This is a genomic window from Rhizobium sp. SG570, assembly GCF_012275345.1.
In the GTDB taxonomy this organism is placed as follows: Bacteria; Pseudomonadota; Alphaproteobacteria; order Rhizobiales; family Rhizobiaceae; genus Rhizobium; species Rhizobium lusitanum.
This window is the reverse complement of the sequence record NZ_JAAZQI010000030.1, coordinates 12,075-28,808: the sequence shown is the minus strand read 5'-3', so window position 1 is coordinate 28,808 and position 16,734 is coordinate 12,075. Positions and strand designations below refer to the sequence as shown.

General features: G+C 60.2%; 17 protein-coding genes and 1 riboswitch. Of the genes, 12 read left to right on the top strand and 5 right to left on the bottom strand.

The window, feature by feature from the left end; all coding sequences use genetic code 11:
• The first annotated feature begins 311 nt into the window (after nt 1-311).
• From blh to FHT28_RS33465, 4 genes are read left to right on the top strand one after another with little or no spacing between them, the layout of a single operon-like run.
• Nucleotides 312-1,607, top strand: a complete 1,296-nt coding sequence (gene blh / locus FHT28_RS33480) for a bifunctional sulfur transferase/dioxygenase Blh (protein ID WP_168598600.1) — start codon at nt 312-314, stop codon at nt 1,605-1,607.
• Nucleotides 1,601-1,945 carry a sulfite-sensing transcriptional repressor BigR gene (bigR, locus tag FHT28_RS33475; protein ID WP_037191802.1) on the top strand — a complete coding sequence of 115 codons (345 nt, stop codon included), beginning with the start codon at nt 1,601-1,603 and terminating at the stop codon, nt 1,943-1,945. The genes blh and bigR overlap by 7 nt, the downstream gene beginning before the upstream one ends.
• On the top strand, nt 1,942-2,349 hold the full coding sequence (locus tag FHT28_RS33470; RefSeq protein WP_168598599.1) for a YeeE/YedE family protein: 408 nt from the start codon (nt 1,942-1,944) through the stop codon (nt 2,347-2,349). Before bigR ends, FHT28_RS33470 begins: the two co-directional genes overlap by 4 nt.
• The gene (locus FHT28_RS33465) at nt 2,346-2,786 is read left to right on the top strand and encodes a YeeE/YedE family protein (protein WP_168598598.1); all 441 of its coding nucleotides are present in this window, start codon (nt 2,346-2,348) and stop codon (nt 2,784-2,786) included. Before FHT28_RS33470 ends, FHT28_RS33465 begins: the two co-directional genes overlap by 4 nt.
• 107 nt (nt 2,787-2,893) lie before the next feature.
• Here the strand turns inward: FHT28_RS33465 and FHT28_RS33460 are convergent, their stop codons facing one another.
• From FHT28_RS33460 to FHT28_RS33450, 3 genes are all read right to left on the bottom strand, one after another.
• Complete coding sequence (locus FHT28_RS33460) at nt 2,894-4,528, bottom strand: acyl-CoA synthetase (RefSeq protein ID WP_348645054.1); 1,635 nt, start codon at nt 4,526-4,528, stop codon at nt 2,894-2,896.
• A gap of 491 nt (nt 4,529-5,019) precedes the next feature.
• Nucleotides 5,020-6,345 carry an MFS transporter gene (locus tag FHT28_RS33455; RefSeq protein WP_168598596.1) on the bottom strand — a complete coding sequence of 442 codons (1,326 nt, stop codon included), beginning with the start codon at nt 6,343-6,345 and terminating at the stop codon, nt 5,020-5,022.
• A 580-nt stretch (nt 6,346-6,925) separates the two neighbouring features.
• Nucleotides 6,926-7,513, bottom strand: coding sequence for a metalloregulator ArsR/SmtB family transcription factor (locus FHT28_RS33450; RefSeq protein WP_047561718.1), 588 nt, complete (start codon nt 7,511-7,513; stop codon nt 6,926-6,928).
• A 356-nt stretch (nt 7,514-7,869) separates the two neighbouring features.
• On the opposite strand from FHT28_RS33450, the gene FHT28_RS36765 reads away from it, so the two are divergent.
• Nucleotides 7,870-8,229: a hypothetical protein gene (locus FHT28_RS36765; protein WP_168598583.1), complete on the top strand. Its 360-nt coding sequence runs from the start codon at nt 7,870-7,872 to the stop codon at nt 8,227-8,229.
• Here the strand turns inward: FHT28_RS36765 and FHT28_RS33440 are convergent.
• Nucleotides 8,202-8,909, bottom strand: coding sequence for a methyltransferase (locus FHT28_RS33440; RefSeq protein ID WP_168598595.1), 708 nt, complete (start codon nt 8,907-8,909; stop codon nt 8,202-8,204). The genes FHT28_RS36765 and FHT28_RS33440 overlap by 28 nt on opposite strands.
• Before the next feature lie 263 nt (nt 8,910-9,172).
• Nucleotides 9,173-9,431: riboswitch (cobalamin riboswitch) on the top strand.
• Between the two features lie 164 nt (nt 9,432-9,595).
• Between FHT28_RS33440 and FHT28_RS33435 the strand changes: the two genes are divergently transcribed.
• From FHT28_RS33435 to FHT28_RS33420, 4 genes are all read left to right on the top strand, one after another.
• Nucleotides 9,596-10,612: an ABC transporter substrate-binding protein gene (locus tag FHT28_RS33435; protein WP_168598594.1), complete on the top strand. Its 1,017-nt coding sequence runs from the start codon at nt 9,596-9,598 to the stop codon at nt 10,610-10,612.
• Nucleotides 10,613-11,650 (top strand): iron ABC transporter permease, encoded by a 1,038-nt coding sequence (locus FHT28_RS33430; RefSeq protein ID WP_168598593.1) that lies wholly within the window; start codon nt 10,613-10,615, stop codon nt 11,648-11,650.
• The gene (locus FHT28_RS33425) at nt 11,647-12,411 is read left to right on the top strand and encodes an ABC transporter ATP-binding protein (protein WP_168598592.1); all 765 of its coding nucleotides are present in this window, start codon (nt 11,647-11,649) and stop codon (nt 12,409-12,411) included. The genes FHT28_RS33430 and FHT28_RS33425 overlap by 4 nt, the downstream gene beginning before the upstream one ends.
• Before the next feature lie 262 nt (nt 12,412-12,673).
• Nucleotides 12,674-13,324, top strand: a complete 651-nt coding sequence (locus FHT28_RS33420; protein ID WP_168598591.1) for a glutathione S-transferase family protein — start codon at nt 12,674-12,676, stop codon at nt 13,322-13,324.
• Nucleotides 13,325-13,398: 74 nt separating this feature from the next.
• Here FHT28_RS33420 and FHT28_RS33415 read toward each other — a convergent pair whose 3' ends face one another.
• Complete coding sequence (locus tag FHT28_RS33415) at nt 13,399-14,328, bottom strand: LysR family transcriptional regulator (protein ID WP_168598590.1); 930 nt, start codon at nt 14,326-14,328, stop codon at nt 13,399-13,401.
• An 86-nt stretch (nt 14,329-14,414) separates the two neighbouring features.
• Between FHT28_RS33415 and FHT28_RS33410 the strand changes: the two genes are divergently transcribed.
• From FHT28_RS33410 to FHT28_RS33400, 3 genes are all read left to right on the top strand, one after another.
• Complete coding sequence (locus tag FHT28_RS33410; protein WP_168598589.1) at nt 14,415-15,311, top strand: EamA family transporter; 897 nt, start codon at nt 14,415-14,417, stop codon at nt 15,309-15,311.
• Nucleotides 15,312-15,473: 162 nt separating this feature from the next.
• The gene (gene fdxA / locus FHT28_RS33405; RefSeq protein WP_037191774.1) at nt 15,474-15,815 is read left to right on the top strand and encodes a ferredoxin; all 342 of its coding nucleotides are present in this window, start codon (nt 15,474-15,476) and stop codon (nt 15,813-15,815) included.
• 21 nt (nt 15,816-15,836) lie between these two features.
• Nucleotides 15,837-16,727 (top strand): dihydrodipicolinate synthase family protein, encoded by an 891-nt coding sequence (locus FHT28_RS33400; RefSeq protein ID WP_168598588.1) that lies wholly within the window; start codon nt 15,837-15,839, stop codon nt 16,725-16,727.
• The last annotated feature ends 7 nt before the right edge of the window (nt 16,728-16,734 follow it).

Here is a 16,734-nt window from a genome sequence, read left to right as displayed (position 1 = left end):
AAGGGACAGCTATCTCTGTGAAAAAGCATCGAAGAAAGACCCCGTCGAGAGGGCGCTTAAGCTATTGAAATAGATTCGTCTTTCCAGACTGATAGGGATCACGACAGGCGTCGGTCACGATCTCGCAGATGACCTGATTTTGCTGTCAATTTCAAATCGTTGTCGAGATTTTCAACGGGTCGGCGTTCCGAGCCTGTTTACACTGATGTGTGGCGGGCAAGCGCTTTATGCTGGTCCGGGGCTATGAAGGGTCTTGTAAACAATCAATATATATTATATGAAATTATATAATGATTGTTTGGAGCCGTGTTATGAACCTTGTTAACGTCAGCGACCTGGTGACGGTGTCGGATCAACCAGACCCTACTGCCTTCGTTTCCCTTGTCGAACAGGGGTTCGCCGCCGTCATTAACACCAGGCCGGACGGTGAAGAGGCAGGCCAACCGGGGAATGCCTCGGAATCCGCCGCTGCGCGATCGGCCGGCCTTGGCTATGCGTTCGTGCCGGTCACGGGTCGGACCATCACCGAGGCCGATATCCGCGCCTTCCAGAAAGCGATAACCGATGCGAAAGGACCGGTTCTGGCCCATTGCAAGAGCGGGACACGGGCGCTCACGCTCTACGCGCTTGGTGAGGTGCTCGATGGGCGGATGAAGAGCGAGGATATCGAACTTTTCGGCAAAGGCCACGGCTTTGACCTGTCCGGCGCGGCAGGCTGGCTTAAGCGGCAGGCCGGGAAAGCGCCGCGCGTCAAGGGTTTCTACGATGCACGCACCGGCAGCATCCAGTATGTCGTCACCGATCCGGCGACGAGAGCCTGCGCCATTATCGATCCCGTGCTCGACTTCGACGAGAAGTCCGGCACGACCGCGACCGTTCATGCCGATGCGATCCTGGACTATGTGCGGGCCGAGGGGCTTACGGTCGAATGGATTCTCGACACCCACCCCCATGCCGACCACTTCTCGGCTGCACACTATCTGAAGCAGAAGACCGAAGCGCCAACGGCGATCGGCTCCCGCGTGGTCGACGTGCAGAAGCTCTGGAAGGGCATCTACAACTGGCCGGAGTTGGCCACGGACGGCTCGCAATGGGACAGGCTTTTCGCGGATGGCGACACATTCAGTGTCGGTAGCCTTGAAGGCCGCGTGATGTTCTCGCCCGGCCACACACTCGCCTCCGTCACCTATGTCATCGGCGACGCCGCCTTCATCCACGATACGATCTTTATGCCAGATTCGGGTACGGCACGCGCGGATTTCCCAGGCGGCAGCGCCAAGGCTCTTTGGAACTCGATCCAGCGGATTCTGGCGCTTCCCGACGAAACGCGGCTTTTCACCGGCCACGATTACCAGCCGGGCGGGCGAAATGCGAAGTGGGAAAGCACGGTGGGCGAACAGAAGCGCGACAACGCGCATTTGTCTGGCATGACGGAGGACCGATTCGTCGCGCTTCGCGAAGCACGAGACCGGACGTTGCCGATGCCGAAGCTGATCCTCCATGCGCTTCAGGTGAATATTCGCGGCGGTCGGTTGCCGGAACCGGAGGATAACGGTTGGCGCTACCTCAAATTTCCGCTTGACGCGCTGGAGGGGGCCGCATGGTGACGGGAATCGAAAGATCGGCGCCCGCCGCTTTGGCGCCTGAGGAGATGGCAGGCCGGGCAGGCGAGGTCGCGACACTTTTGAAGACGCTGGCGCATCCCGTGCGGCTGATGCTCGCCTGCGCGCTCGCCGAAGGCGAATATTCGGTTAGCGCGCTGGAGGAGAAACTTGGCATCCATCAGCCGACACTCTCCCAGCAACTCGGCGTGCTGCGTGAGGCGGGCATCGTCGAAACACGCCGGGAGGCCAAGCAGATCTTCTATCGTCTGACGGAAGAGAAGGCGGCGCAACTCATCCAAGCGCTCTACGCTATTTTCTGCGGACCGGAGGGGCGGAGATGACGCCTTATCTACCCTCACTTTTCGGCGGGATGCTCCTCGGTGCCTCCGCCGTTCTGCTGCTCGTTGTCAACGGTCGGATCGCCGGCATCAGTGGTATTGTCGGCCGTCTCCTCGGCGGATATCAGGTTCCAGCCAACATCGCGTTCGTCGTCGGTCTCCTGGCCGGCCCGCTCCTTTACGCCGCAGCCTATGGTCGTTATCCGGCAGTGACGATCGCGGCCCCTTGGTACCTTGTGCTTGCCTCCGGGCTGCTTGTCGGCATCGGCACCCGCATGGGCTCAGGTTGCACCTCCGGTCATGGCATTCTCGGCCTCGCCCGTTTCTCGAAGCGCTCCTTCGCGGCGACCGCGACCTTCCTGGCCGCGGGAATCATCACGGCGACCACCATGGGGATACTGAGATGACAGGTCTAACCTACGCGCGCCTCGCTGTTGCCTTCCTTTCGGGGATGATCTTTGGCTTCGGCCTGTCGCTCTCCGGAATGGTCGACCCCGCGCGCGTCCTCGGCTTCCTCAATTTGGCCAGTGGCCATTGGGATCCGAGCCTGATGTTCGTGCTCGGCGGTGCGGTACTCATCGCGGTGCCGGGCGTCATGCTCCAGCGCCGCATGAAAAAGCCCGCCCTGGACACGCGGTTCCACCTGCCTGAAAAGTCCGCCGTCGACACGCGCCTCATCGTGGGCTCTGCGATCTTTGGCATCGGCTGGGGAAGTGCCGGCTTCTGCCCGGGGCCGGCTGTCTCCGCGCTTTCGATCGGGCTGCCGTCCGTCCCGCTGTTCGTTGTCGCCATGGCGGCGGGCATGATCCTCCATGACCGGCTCTTGATGAGGAAGCGGCTGTGACGACCGTTTCCATTCTCGCAGCAATCGGCTCGGCCGGCTTCACCGCTCTTTGAGATCAGGCAAGGACGTCGCGCCGCTTTCTTCCGACCGACTGGACATCGATGAGGTCAGATCGGCATCCGACGCAGAAGGAACTTCTGAATCTTGCCGGTGGACGTCTTCGGTATCTCTGCAAACACGATGCGCGTGGGGCATTTGAAGCGGGCGATGATTGTTTTGCAGTGGTCTATCAGCTCCTGTTCGGTTGCTTGCCCGCCGGGCTTGAGCTCCACATAGGCAACCGGAGTTTCCCCCCATTTCTCGTGAGGCTTGGCCACAACAGCTGCTACCGCTACGGCCGGATGCTTGTAGAGCGCATCCTCGACCTCGATCGACGAGATGTTCTCGCCGCCGGAAATAATGATGTCCTTCGAGCGGTCCTTGATCTGGACGTAGCCGTCCTCGTGCATCACGCCAAGATCGCCCGAGTGGAACCATCCACCGGCAAAGCACTCGTCATTCGCCGCCGGATTTTTGAGGTAGCCCTTCATCACCATGTTGCCGCGAAGCATGACTTCGCCAATGGTCGTTCCATCCGCCGGCACAGGGGTCATGGTTTCGGGATCGATGACATTCAGTTCGGAGAGGGCGATATAGGCAACTCCCTGCCGTGCTTTCTTGGCAGCCTGCTCGGCGCTGCTAAGGTTATCCCAGGCAGTGTTCCATTCATTGACCACGGCCGGACCATACGTTTCAGTCAGTCCGTAAAGGTGTGTCACTTCGAAGCCTGCATTGGCCATTGCTGCCAAAACCGCTTCCGGCGGGGGTGCAGCGGCCGTATTGAAAACGACCTTTTGGGAAAATGCGCGCCTATCGCTGTCCGGCGCGTTGACCAGCGAGGACATGACGATGGGTGCGCCACACAGATGCGTAACGCCGTGATCGGCAATGGCATCGAATATCGGCTTGGCGCGCACCCATCGCAGGCAGATATGCGTGCCGGCCTGCACAGCGACCGTCCAAGTGAAGCACCAGCCATTGGCGTGAAACATCGGCAGCGTCCAGAGATAGACGGGATGCTTGCCCATGCCGGCATGAATGACATTTCCGAGCGATGCGAGTGCGGCACCGCGGTGATGGTAGACTGCGCCTTTGGGGTTTCCGGTGGTGCCGGATGTGTAATTCAGGGAAATGGCATCCCACTCGTCAACGGGCTCGGCCCATTCGAATGCCTCGTCACCACCAGCTCGAAACGCCTGATAATTCATGGTCCCTATTGGCGCACCCTTCTTGAACGGTGCGTCCGCAGGAAATTCGGCATCGTCGAAGCCGATCACCAGCGGGGTGACCGCGGCTTTCTCCAGCGCCTGCCGCATGACGTCGGAAAACTCGGTATCCACGATGACGACCCTGGATTCGGCGTGGTCGAGCTGGAATGCGATTGAGTCCGCATCCAGCCTTGTGTTGATGGAGTGCAGCACGGCGCCGCCTGCCATCGGGACGCCGTAATGCGCTTCCAGCATCGGTGGCGTGTTGGACAGCATCACGGTCACCGTATCGCCTTTTCCAATGCCGTGACGTGAAAGCGCGGAGGCGAGCTTCCGGCAATTCTTCCAGAATTGCGAATAGCTTATTCGCTGGCTTCCGTGAATGACTGCCGTTCGCTCGGGAAATGTGCGGGCCGCCCGCTCCAGATAGGATATAGGCGTCATCGGGCTATGGTTTGCCTCGCGCCGACCCAGATTGTCGTCATACTTGTTCACTGTTGCGCTCCTCCCAGATTGCAATGAGACTAGACGGCCGCTGTACCCCTCATGATATTTTGTGATGGCGACCGTCGCCCCTCCACCCCCAATCATATGCAACATCTTCGCTTCGGGATGATATCTTCCGCAAGCATGTTACGATTGATTGTAGCGTCGATCTTAGTGATCACGCCCGAAGCCTTTTAAATCAAGGTTTTTCGTGAAAGATCGCCAAACGCTTCCGCTGCGGTCAATGCCATTCGAGGCCAGCGTCGAAAGCTCCGGCACGCTTTATCTGGGGGCTTCCGCAATCTCGCTCTAAGCGATGTCGATAGGTGCTGGCATTGCAGGCGCGGTCGGTGGCACCGTCCATTGCCGTAGGAGCGCTCCCGAAGCACCCTTGCTTGATCGCTCTCGATCCGTCGATCATCGATCCCTGCCTCATCCCGATGCGATCGGGATGAAGGCGAGAGGGCCGGACAAGGATAATCAGGCCGCCGCCATTGTCATCAGTGCGTGCTGCTGTTGCCGGCGGCCGGGTGGCTGTCGACGATCCAGCGGCGGTGCGGGCCGAGCGCCAGCAGGAGCACTACGGACAGGAAGCAGCAGCCGGCGAGAATATAGAAGCCGATATCGCCATTGCCGGTCGCGGCATCGACATAGGCCTTGATCTGCGGCGAAGCGAAGCTGCCGAGATTGCCGAGCGAGACGATGAAGGCGATGCCGCTTGCGGCACCGACGCCACCGAGATAGCGGGTCGGCAGGCTCCAGAACACCGGCTGCGATGAGGCGAGCCCCGGCACCGCGATGCAGGCGGCGATTACCATGACCCAGGGGTTCATGGTGAGCCCGATCATACCCAGTGCAATGGTCCCGACCGTCAGCATGGCGATGCAGACGATGCGGTGATTGTCGTGCCGGTCGGCATAAACAGTGAAGAAGCGCGTTGCGATCAGGGCGCAGAGCCACGGCAGACCCAGCAGCACGCCGACCCAGGTATTGACGCCGCCGCCCATGGCCTGCGCCAGCCGCGCCGGCAGGTAGAAGGTGATCGGGCCGACGCCCACCTGAATGAAGAGATAGATGCCGATGAAGGTTAGGACCCGCCAATCCCTAAGCACGCTGAAGACGGAATGCTTCACCTCGGAGAGCTTGCCGCGCTCTTCCGATTCGATAACGGTGACGAGCGCCTTTCTTTCCTCTGTGGTCAGCCATTTCGCTTCGCCGGGGCGGCTCGTCAGGAAGAACAGCGCCAGGATGCCGACGATCGTGGCCGACAGGCCTTCGACCGCAAACATCCATTGCCAGTTGGTAAGACCCAGCACGTCGTGATGGGTGAGAAGCCAGCCGGAAAGGGGCGCGCCGATCACCAGCGCCAGGGGCACGCCGAGATAGAAAAGACCGGTCGCCCGCGCCCGTTGCTTGGCAGGGAACCAGTAGGTCAGATAGAGCAACACGCCCGGATAGAAGCCGGCTTCGCAGACGCCGAGCAGGAAACGGACGATGTAGTAGCTCGTCGCCGTGTGGGCAAAGACCATGCAGGCCGAGACGATACCCCAGGTGATCATGATCCGACTGAGCCAGAGACGGGCGCCGACGCGCTGCATGATCAGGTTGCTCGGTACTTCGAAGGTGGCGTAGCCAAGATAGAGAATACCGGCCCCGAATGCATAGGCCGCATCCGAAAGACCAGTGTCGGCCTGGTAGGCCGTCTTGGCGAAGCCGACATTCGATCGATCGAGAAAATTAAGGATCAGCATCAAGCCCAGGAAGGGCAGAAGACGGATGGTCGCCTTGCGGACGGCGCTCTGCAGCGCCGGATTGTCGTCTGTCATGTCACTCCTCCCGGAACGCGGTGCCTCCTGCCCGAGACCGCTTTCCGTCCTCACACCGGACTTGACAGGTCCGGCACCTCCACATCGGCTCGCCATGGCGGTTTGCCGGTTTGCATATACGCAGACTATATTCATCTGTGAAAAGGTCAATAGGAGTCGTTTCGCGTGATCGAAGCACCGGGGAAAGCCGTGAAACAAGGACGCAGCGCCGTTGCGATGCTCCCAAATCCACCAATGTTGCTTCTCGAGGGGGTGTGATTGACTGGTTTTGATCGTTCACATAGGGCTTGCGACGAGCGACCAGCATCTGCATGCGGGCAGGGTCAAAGTCCTTGGGTATGTCATCCGTCCTGCCGGAATCGAACGCCCGCTTGATGAAGGCGACGGTCGCCGACTAGCCTATCGGCCACCAAAACAGCGTCCCGAATACACAAATGTACAACGCGATGCGGACGAGACCCTCGTTCACGTTGCCTTTTCCAACGATGAATGTGGACCAGTCTTCTTGCATAATTGTCCCGCCTTGCTTGACAACGCTCTAACGAAATTTCCGTCGTGGCGGTCGCGCCTCAGTCGGCGTCTAGTGCGGCGAAATGCGATAAGCGCAACGGCGAGCGCCGTGAAGAATGTGCTCCTCACGTTCTACCGTGCAGCCGTCGCCAAGGACATCGCGAAACACCGCCAGTTCCGATCTGCAGAAGCCCTGGCAGGTCGTTGCGGCCGCGCATATCGGACAGTGGTTCTCGATCAGGAGCCATGCGTCGCCTTCATTCGTCCGACGCCATTCGGCCATATAGCCTTCGGCGGATCGTTGCGCCGCAAGGGCTGCAATGCGCGCCTCGAGATCATCGACGCCTTCGAGGACGGCCGAATAGGTGGCTCGCGTCTCGCCTTCTCTTGCGGCAATCAATTGGTCAAGCGCGGCTTCACCGAGCGTGTTGCGAACCGCCTTGATCAGGCTGACGGCAAGCTCTCCATGCGTATCGGGAAAAAATCCGTGCCCGCGCTCCGTCAGCTCCCACTCCTGTTGCGGCCGGCCGACGCCCTTGGCTTGAGAACGAGCCTCGACGAGGCCATCCGCTGCCAGCTTGACAAGCTGCTGGCGCGCATTCTCCCCGGTTGTTCCAAGAGCAGCGCCGAGCGCCGATGAGGTTTGCGAACCGCGCATCTTCAAAAGCGTGAGAATCCGCTCGGATGCGGGCCGCCCCTGGCGCTTCTCCGCTTCCGTGTCAGTCGAGCCAGCGAGGTAATATTCCAAAGCCATGCTTGGTATATAGTCGAGCCTCGAACAGCCATCAATCCCGATGGGCGCCTCTAACTCGACTTTGGATGATGATTCAATTTCACCGCGCACGGATGCCTGACCGGATTGCCTCTCCATCAACTCGATATTCGAGCCTGAGCGATACCATTGTATCCGGAAAAATATAATGCCAGTGGTTGGACCTCTTCCAGGAGAATCCCATAATCAGACTCCACCGCCCGATCCCTGTCGGGAAAATCGCTATTGAACTCGGCAGCATAGTGTTCTCGACGCCCGCCTGGGCTGACCGTGTGGCGACCGATCAGATCGACCGTCAGGTGCATATTCCGGATGTCGTGAACCGCGTCATCATCCTGCAGCACCAGACCCTCAACATCGCCGTCCAGCTCGAAGCGCTCTGCGGCATCGCGGTTCGTTCGGCGAAACTCGGCAGCGGTCAGTGGGAGGAAACCGCTTTCGCGCCGCTGTTCCGGCAAAGGGACAGGAAAGGAAGCTGTCGCGACAGGGGCAGTAGATATTGCGAGACGCCGGATTTGTTTCGATCGACTGATCCGAATAGCCTGCCTATGCATCGAAATGCCCGCTGGTGGGATCAAGCCCTGACGATGTGGATCCCGTAACTCCTCACGCTCTCATCTCCTACGATGTCCCTCATATGCAAGGGCACGTCCGATTCCACCGACCAGCGGTCTTTTACAACAAGGTGCTTTGGAAGATGGTCGACGATGCCCGAGATGACCTTTTCGTAGTCTACAATGATCGCTTCGCGACCGATCAGGCGATCGATCAAACTGGCATCGCTCGCCACGTGGCCGTTTTCGCAAAACCAATAGGATATGAGGTCCAGCTCCGAATTCGACGGCAAATCGGGAGGCAGGGTCTGGTTGAGAAAGCTGAAATTGCCGGCGCAACCGGAATCCGTCAGCACCGTTTGCGCGATGTTCAAGTGTAAGGGCGATTGATCGACGAAGGTCAGGTGCAGCCTCGGGTTCGTAGCGAGAAATGCGAACGTCAATCCGAAGACGCCCGAGCCGCAGCCTAGGTCGCGCACGTTTTCGTATTTCACCGGGTCGATATTCGCGGAGAGCAAAGCCAGGCAGCATTTGAGAGCGTTTTTAATTCCATACGCCTTCGTAAAAGTCTCAGCCTGCGTCTTGTGGTCAAATATGAAAATTCTTGCTGCGCTTTCGACTTCTTCTCTGAGCGCCAAAGCCTCTTGATCGGCTTTGAAGATTCCCGACCTTGCCTGTAACGCCGCTGCCAATTCAGCCAGCTCGACCGGAAACGTCCCCTGTTGCATTTTCATCCATCATTTTGGTTAGGCTCACGCCGTCTGGTGAGCAGTGATAATGTCGATATATTGGCCCGCAGGGCGTTTTAGATATGAATTCTATTATGCAGATCGATAAATGAACTTCGCCGGATGTGAACGCATCCATTTCATTCTCATACAACGAGACGAGCGTGTTCTTCAATGTCGAGCAACTCGTCGTCGAGGTGGAGAAGAGAAGAAACATTGCGCGGCTTTTGTCGATGGATGTGCTTGACGGCGAGCGGTCGTCCGACATAACTGGATGCGACGGTTCCCCAAGGAAGACTCTACGGGGATTAATAGGGAACACGGTGAGGGCGACCCAAAGGGGACCTAGACCGTGGCTGCCCCCGCAACTGTAAGCGGATTGCCGGTCATCCCGGAGCGACCAGCTTGCTGGTCATCTCCCAGGGTCTTCGGACCATGCCACTGCGCGGAAACGGCGCGGGAAGGCAGATGATTGTCAGACATCCGCGAGCCAGGAGACCTGCCGTCAATCACGATCCAATCAGCCGGGCGGGGATGCCCGGAAAGGGACAGAGAATGATTGACCTGAGCCTTCGATATTACCCGGCACTCTTCGTTCTTGATTGGGATTTCCGCGACCGGCTGCGGTGTGCCTGAGCGCTGTTGCGCTGACGTCACTCAGTTTTTCATCCCTATCGAGATCTTTCATGCGCCATTTTCTGACGACCATTACATTTGCGCTCGGCCTTGCCGGCTTCGCAGCTCCCGGTTTTGCAGCGACCCAGTATCCCCTCACCATCAACAATTGCGGCCAGCAGGTCACCTTTAAAAAGGCTCCAGCTCGGATCCTGTCCATCGGTCAAGGCATGACCGAGATCCTGCTGTCGCTCGGCCTTGCCGACAAGATCGTCGGAACGGCCGTCTGGGTCGGGCCTGTTCTGCCACAATATGCCGAAGCCAACGGCAAGATCCCGCGTCTTGCCGATAATGACCCGAGTTTCGAAGCGGTTGTCGGCAAGGAACCGGACCTCGTTGCCGCCGAATTCGAATGGCATGTCGGTCCGCAAGGTTCGGTCGGCAAGCGCGAGCAGTTCTCCGGGCTTGGCATCAACACCTACATCGCGCCGACCGACTGCGTTGCCAAGGTCAATGCCGACGGCGGTGACGGCGTGCGCAAGGAACTCTTCACGATGGACCTGATCTATCAGGAGATCGATGAACTCGCGCGGATTTTCGACGTCAATGATCGCGGCGATGCGCTGATCGCTGACCTCAAGAAGCGTCAGGCGGAAGCAGTGGCTTCAATTGCCGGCGCACAGGCCAAGAACCTGCCGATTGTGTTCTGGTTCTCGAGCAAGGAAGTCAACGGCGATGCCTTCATCGCCGGCAAGAACAGTGCGCCGGCGTATATCCTCAAGACACTCGGCGCCAGGAACGTCGTGACGACGGAGGAGGAATGGCCGCTGGTTGGATGGGAGACGATCGCGCAGGCCAATCCGGCCGTGGTCGTCATCGCGACGATGGATCGCCGGCGCTACGCGGCCGACGATCCCAAGGTAAAGCTCGATTTCCTCGAGAAGGACCCGGTCACGAGCCAGCTCGATGCAGTCAAGAACAAGCACTTCGTGATGATGGACGCGCAGTCGATGAATCCCACCATCCGGACCATCGACGGCATCGAGACCCTGGCCAAGGGCATCAAGTCCTTCGGCCTGGCGCAATAGATGCGCGGGATCGCAAGACGGCAGAAGCGGTGGGCGCTATTGGCGCTCACCATCGCCGCAATCGTGCTCCTGGCGCTCATGATCAGCCTTGCCGTGTCGATCGGCGAGATTTCCATCCCGCTGGCCACAACAGCCAAGGCCGTTGCGAACCGGCTGATGGGGACGGATTTCGAGTTGAGCCGGATCCATCAGGGTATCGTCTGGGACTACAGGCTGAGCCGAGCGCTCGTAGCCGCCAGCGCCGGCGCCTCATTGGCGCTGAGCGGCGTGATCCTGCAGGCCATGCTGCGTAATCCGCTCGCCGAACCCTATGTGCTCGGCATTTCAGCAGGCGCCTCGACCGGCGCGGTCTGCGTCATGATCCTCGGTCTCGGCTCGGGAATCCTGGGCCTTTCGGGCGGGGCCTTCCTCGGCGCGATCGCGGCCTTTCTCTTCGTCGGCCTCCTGGCTACGGGCGTCGGCGGCACAAGCGAGCGGATCATCCTGTGCGGCGTCGCCGGCTCGCAGCTCTTCAATGCACTCACCTCCTATATCGTCACCACATCGGCGAATGCCGAGCAGGCAAGGGGTGTCATGTTCTGGCTGCTCGGCTCGTTGAGCGGCGTGCGCTGGCCGGATGTCTATCTTTCGGGGCCGGTTGCCATTGTCGGCTTTGCAATCTGCATGGGACATGTCCGGGTTCTGGACGCCTTCGTCTTTGGCACCGATGCTGCGGCTTCGCTCGGCATTGCGGTGCGGCGCGCGCAGATCGTCCTGCTTGGGACGACGGCGCTCATGACGGCTGCGGTCGTCAGCATCGTCGGCTCGATCGGCTTTGTCGGTCTCGTCATCCCGCATGCGGCCCGTTTTCTGGTTGGCCCCAGTCATGATCGGCTGCTGCCGGCGGCGGCGCTTACCGGCGCGATCTTCATGGTCGGCGCCGATATCGTCTCGAGGATCATCATCCCTCAGCAGATCCTGCCGATCGGCGTGGTCACCGCCTTGTTCGGCGCCCCGGCCTTCGCAATCATTCTCTATCGCGCCCGGAGGACGGCATGAGCATCGCGGTCGACAAGGTAACCTTCGCGGCCGGCAACACGCTGATCGTCAACGGCATCAGCTTGACGGTGGAGAAGGGAAAGGTCCTCGGTCTGCTCGGACCGAACGGTTCCGGGAAGTCCAGCCTCCTGCGGCTGATCTGCCGCTTGAGAAAAGTACGCAGCGGTATCATCCGGCTCGGCGGCAACGATATCGCGGCCATCCCGCGCGGCGATATCGCCCGCCGGATCGCGCTGGTCGAGCAGCAGGCGACGACGGAGACGCAGGTGACCGTGATGGACGTGGTTCGCCTTGGTCGCACGCCGCATCGCGGCCCATTGTCGGCCTGGAGCGCTCGTGACGATACGGTCGTCCTCGATGCGCTTGGGCGTGTGGGCATGCAGGGCAGGGCGGCGCAGCTCTGGCAGACCTTGTCGGGTGGCGAGCGCCAGCGCGTCCATATCGCCAGAGCCCTTGCGCAGACCCCCAGCGAACTGCTCCTGGACGAGCCGACGAACCATCTCGATATCCAGCATCAGCTCGATATTCTGGGACTGGTCTCGAAGCTCGACGTCACCTGCATCATTGCCCTGCACGATCTCAATCTGGCGGCCATGTTCTGTGACAGCCTGGCCGTGCTGCAGGAGGGCGAGGTGGTTGCGGCCGGAGCTCCCGAAGATGTTCTGACGGAGGAACTGATCGGCCGGGTCTTCGGCGTGCGCGCCCATGTCCAGAAATCTTTGGTCCACGGCCGCTGCAACATTCAATACATGACGGGTTGAATGTATTCGCACAGTCACGATACCGCGTGGTTCCACGCGAATGGAGTTCGGGCCAATGTTCGACTTTCGCAGTGTCGTCTTTGCACGCCGCCCATGTCGTTTTCACCGGCGCCGTGCGCGTGTAGAAGGATGCTGGCTGATGTGCATGGAGCGCATTCCTTGAGCTGCATTTGAACCGACCGTGATGGCTATCTCGAGCATGTCGTGTCGGAATCTCGTTTAGCCAATCGTCTTCAAGACAGACAAGCTATGGAGAACGGCGATGACGATTACTATTACCGCCTTTGAACGGTCGCCCGATCGCGGCAAGGGTCTGGCGCGTGACATGCGCGTTCGTTGGGCGCTCGAAGAAGTCGGTCAGCCTTACGACGTTCGTCTTCTTTCGTTCAAAGCGATGAAGGAACCCACACACCTCGCGCTTCATCCTTTCGGGCAGATTCCGACCTATGAAGAAGGCGATCTCGTCCTGTTCGAGTCGGGGGCGATCGTGCTCCATATCGCGGAGCACTATCAAGGCCTGCTGCCGGACGATGCCAAGGCCCGGGCGCGCGCCATCACATGGATGTTTGCCGCGCTTACCACGATGGAGCCGCCGATCGTCGATCGCGAAGTCGCCAAGCTTCTGGAGCGTGACGAGACCTGGTACGAGCAGCGCCTGCCCATGGTCGAGGAACGCATCCGCAAGCGGCTGAGCGAACTTTCTGGTCACCTTGGCGATGCCGACTGGCTTGGCGGCAAGTTCAGCGCCGGTGACCTTCTGATGGTGTCGGTGCTGCTCAGGTTGAAAAGCTCGGGTCTACTGGACGAATATCGGAACCTCTCCGCCTATGTTGCTCGCGGTGAGGCGCGGCCCGCATACAAGCGTGCTTTCGAGGCTCAATTGGTGGTTTTTACCGCCGCGTCGACTGGCTGACGAAGCTCAGCTTTCGACCGGGTGTCGCCGTTAGGGGCGCTTGCTGCATAAGACCGGAACGATATAGCGTCCGCCTATGCGCGCGCCCGCGTTGGTGCGGTAAAGGCTGCGATCGTCGTTTCGTCATGGCCCGCTTCGCCGAGGAGGCGCTTTGCAAGTTCCGTGGCGGGGCCGCTCAGGGCATTGTCGGGCCGGATCAGGTGAAACGAGACGTGGTAGTCTATCGCCCTGTCGGAAACCGGTACCAGCCTGCCGCTTTCAATTGCCGCATCCGATAGCGGCGGTCGTGCCAATGCAACGCCCACGCCCTGAACGCAGGCATCGATGACGAGATTGTAGTCCTCGAACCGCCGGTCCTGTCCGCGCGGCAGGTATTCGACGCCCTCCGGAGCGAGCCAGCGCCGCCAGCCCTCGATGTTCGAATCGTGCAGGATCGGCATGGCGAGCAGCGATTGCGCATCGCGATTCTGCCCAAGCCTTTCCGCCAGCGAAGGCGCCGCGATCGGAAAGGATCTTTCGTGCCAGAGGGGCAGAGCGCGCACACCGGCCCACGGCCCCTTGCCGCAGCGGATGGCGAGATCCGTTCCCTCGCCAAAGTCCGCCAGACGATGTTCAAGGATCAGCTCGAGATGAATGTCGTTGCCTTCGAGCTTCGGCAGGCGGGAGAACAGCCATAGCGACGCGACGGAAGGTGTGAGGGAAAGACGAACCGTCGCCTTGTTGCGCCGGGGAAGCCAGCGCTCGCCGCTGTCGCTGAGAAGGGCAAGGGCCTCCTCAGCGCGGGCAAAGAAGCGCATGCCCTCCGGAGTGAGGCTTACGCCGCGCGGCTGCCGCGCAAAGAGCCGCACACCGAGCCAGCGCTCCAACCGCGATATCTGTCTTGAGACGGCGCCATGGGTGATGCCGCCTTCTTCGGCAGCTGCCGAAAAGGAGCCAAGGCGGGCCGCGCGTGCAAAGGTTTCAAGTGTATCGAGCGGCGGCAGTGCTTGCGAGCTGTGAACCATAAACACAGCTGATCATTGATTGCGGTGCTTTTCAAGCACGTATTGGGGGCCTATTCCACTCCCATGCAAATGGATGGGAGGCGAGCATGAGCATGTTGACGAGCGACGTGGGGGTAAAGGGCAGGTTTGATCTGGTGGCCTTTTCGGCTGTTGTCGTCACGATCATCTTCTGGGCTTCTTCATTCGTCGTCATCCGCATCTGTCTCGGGCCCCTGACGCCGATAGAACTTGCGACGGCCCGCTATGTGACGGCGGGCGTCATCGCTCTTGGCTATCTGGCATTCAGATGGAGCGTCCCGACAAGAGGGGATCTCCTGCGGATCTCGATTGCCGCAATCCTTTTCATTGCCACCTATGCGGTGCTGCTGAATACAGGCGAACAGACCGTGCCGGCGGGGCCTGCGAGCTTCATCATCAACACCATGCCGGTGTTCACGGCATTGATCGCCATGTTTGCTCTCGGAGAGCGCTTCGGCTTCTGGGGGTGGATCGGCACGGCGGTTTCCTTCGGCGGCGTGGTGTTGATCGCTGCCGGAACGGGCGATGGGTTCAGCTTCGATCCAAACGCCATGCTGATCCTCGGCGCTGCTCTTTGCTCGGCAATCGCCAGCGTCCTGCAAAAGCCCGTTCTCGGGCGGCTGCCGGCATTGACGGTGACTGCCTGGGTGCTGTTCATCGGCTCCATTCCGCTTCTTCCGGCCGTGCCCGCCACCCTCAGAGCCTTGGCCGCCGCGCCGGCAGATGTGAACTGGGGCGTTGCCTATCTCGTGATCTTTCCGACCGCGGTCGGCTACGTTACCTGGGCCATCGCCCTGAAGCGGCTTTCGGCTGCACGGGCATCCAACTTCCTCTACGGGGTACCGCCGACAGCAACGCTTATCGGCTTCCTCTGGCTGGGAGAAACTCCCTCGACGATCGGCGCGATCGGCGGCGCCCTGGCGATCTTTGGGGTCGTCGTCGTCAACATGAGACGGCGGAAGTAGAGAGCGTGGCGTAGATGACAGCCGGCACCATGCTGCATGTCTGCCGTTTTACCGTTGCCGTTTCGGCAATGAAAGAGCCGCAAATCAGCGCTTCTTCAGAACGCCTTTGTTTGTCATAGTTTGGCTCAAGGCGGCCGCAGAGCGCGCCGCGAGGCGAATTTCATGGCTTATGTCATCACCGAACCCTGCATCGATATCAAGGATGGCGACTGCACCGTCGCCTGTCCTGTTGACTGCATCTACGAAGGCGGCCGGATGTTTTATATCCAGCCGCAGGAGTGCATCAATTGCGGGCTCTGTCTTTCCGTCTGTCCCGTCGACGCTATTCTGTGGGATCAGGAAATGCCGGCGGAGCGGCTGTTCCTCCGTGACGTCAACCGTGATTTCTTTGCCGACGAAGTGACCGGCTGGGGTGCCCCCGGCGGCTGGGACAAGAGCCGGACGACCAGCCAGGACCATCCCTTTGTCGCCGCCTATCGCGGACCTTCCGAAAACCGCTTGTGAGACCATGTGAGGAGCCTTCTCGTGACGCAGACCCGGATAGCCGGCGTGATTGCCGCCGTGCCAACTCCTTTTGACCATCACGGCGATATCGATGGCGATGCTTTCATCGAGCATGCTCGCTGGTGCCTGGATAATGGCTGCGATTTTTTGAACGTGCTGGGGACGACCGGGGAGGCCAATTCCCTCTCGGCCTCTCAGCGCAGTGCGCTGATGGCGACCGCGGCCCGTGGGCTGGACGGCGGCAGAATGATGGTCGGCACCGGTACACCGGATCTGGAAACCACGGTCGCGCTGACGAGGCGGGCCTTCGACCTCGGCTTTGCCGCCGCTCTCGTCCTGCCGCCCTATTATTATAAGCCCGTGGACGAGGATGGGCTGTTCGCCTGGTTTGCCGAACTCGTGAGGATGACGGCCGAGACGCCGATCGCGATCTATCTCTATAATTTTCCGCAATTGACAGGCATCGAATTCTCGCCAGCGCTTTCGGCGCGGCTCGCACAGGCCTTTCCGGAGCGGATCAATGGCGCAAAGGACAGCTCCGGCAATCTCGCCTATGCGCGCGAGCTTGCAAGGATCAGCGATTTTGCCGTCTTTCCCAGCAGCGAGGCGGCGCTTGCCGATGCCGATCGCGATGGCTATGCCGGCTGCATCTCGGCGACGGTCAATATCGACCCTCGCTCGTCGCAACGGCTATGGCGTGATCAGCAGGATGCGTTGCTCTCCGAACGCGTTCGCAATCTGCGGCAAGCCATTGCTTCCCACCCCCTTATTCCCGCCGTCAAATATCTCGTCGGCAAACGGAGCGGAAATGCGATTTGGAACAAGGTGCTTCCGCCGCAATTGCAGATCACCGATAGGGTCAGGCTCGAGAGCCTCGATGCATTGCGGATTGGAGCGTCGGTCGATGCATGAGGCTCCA

Bases quoted from the DNA above. Each gene is read 5' to 3' on its own strand.
- FHT28_RS33455 (WP_168598596.1), bottom strand. From the start codon at position 6,345: ATGACAGACGACAATCCGGCGCTGCAGAGCGCCGTCCGCAAGGCGACC.
- fdxA (WP_037191774.1), top strand. From the start codon at position 15,474: ATGGCTTATGTCATCACCGAACCCTGCATCGATATCAAGGATGGCGAC.
- bigR (WP_037191802.1), top strand. From the start codon at position 1,601: ATGGTGACGGGAATCGAAAGATCGGCGCCCGCCGCTTTGGCGCCTGAG.
- FHT28_RS33420 (WP_168598591.1), top strand. From the start codon at position 12,674: ATGACGATTACTATTACCGCCTTTGAACGGTCGCCCGATCGCGGCAAG.
- FHT28_RS33465 (WP_168598598.1), top strand. From the start codon at position 2,346: ATGACAGGTCTAACCTACGCGCGCCTCGCTGTTGCCTTCCTTTCGGGG.
- FHT28_RS33435 (WP_168598594.1), top strand. From the start codon at position 9,596: ATGCGCCATTTTCTGACGACCATTACATTTGCGCTCGGCCTTGCCGGC.
- FHT28_RS33430 (WP_168598593.1), top strand. From the start codon at position 10,613: ATGCGCGGGATCGCAAGACGGCAGAAGCGGTGGGCGCTATTGGCGCTC.
- FHT28_RS33450 (WP_047561718.1), bottom strand. From the start codon at position 7,513: ATGCGCGGTTCGCAAACCTCATCGGCGCTCGGCGCTGCTCTTGGAACA.
- FHT28_RS33415 (WP_168598590.1), bottom strand. From the start codon at position 14,328: ATGGTTCACAGCTCGCAAGCACTGCCGCCGCTCGATACACTTGAAACC.
- FHT28_RS33425 (WP_168598592.1), top strand. From the start codon at position 11,647: ATGAGCATCGCGGTCGACAAGGTAACCTTCGCGGCCGGCAACACGCTG.
- blh (WP_168598600.1), top strand. From the start codon at position 312: ATGAACCTTGTTAACGTCAGCGACCTGGTGACGGTGTCGGATCAACCA.
- FHT28_RS33410 (WP_168598589.1), top strand. From the start codon at position 14,415: ATGAGCATGTTGACGAGCGACGTGGGGGTAAAGGGCAGGTTTGATCTG.
- FHT28_RS33440 (WP_168598595.1), bottom strand. From the start codon at position 8,909: ATGCAACAGGGGACGTTTCCGGTCGAGCTGGCTGAATTGGCAGCGGCG.
- FHT28_RS33470 (WP_168598599.1), top strand. From the start codon at position 1,942: ATGACGCCTTATCTACCCTCACTTTTCGGCGGGATGCTCCTCGGTGCC.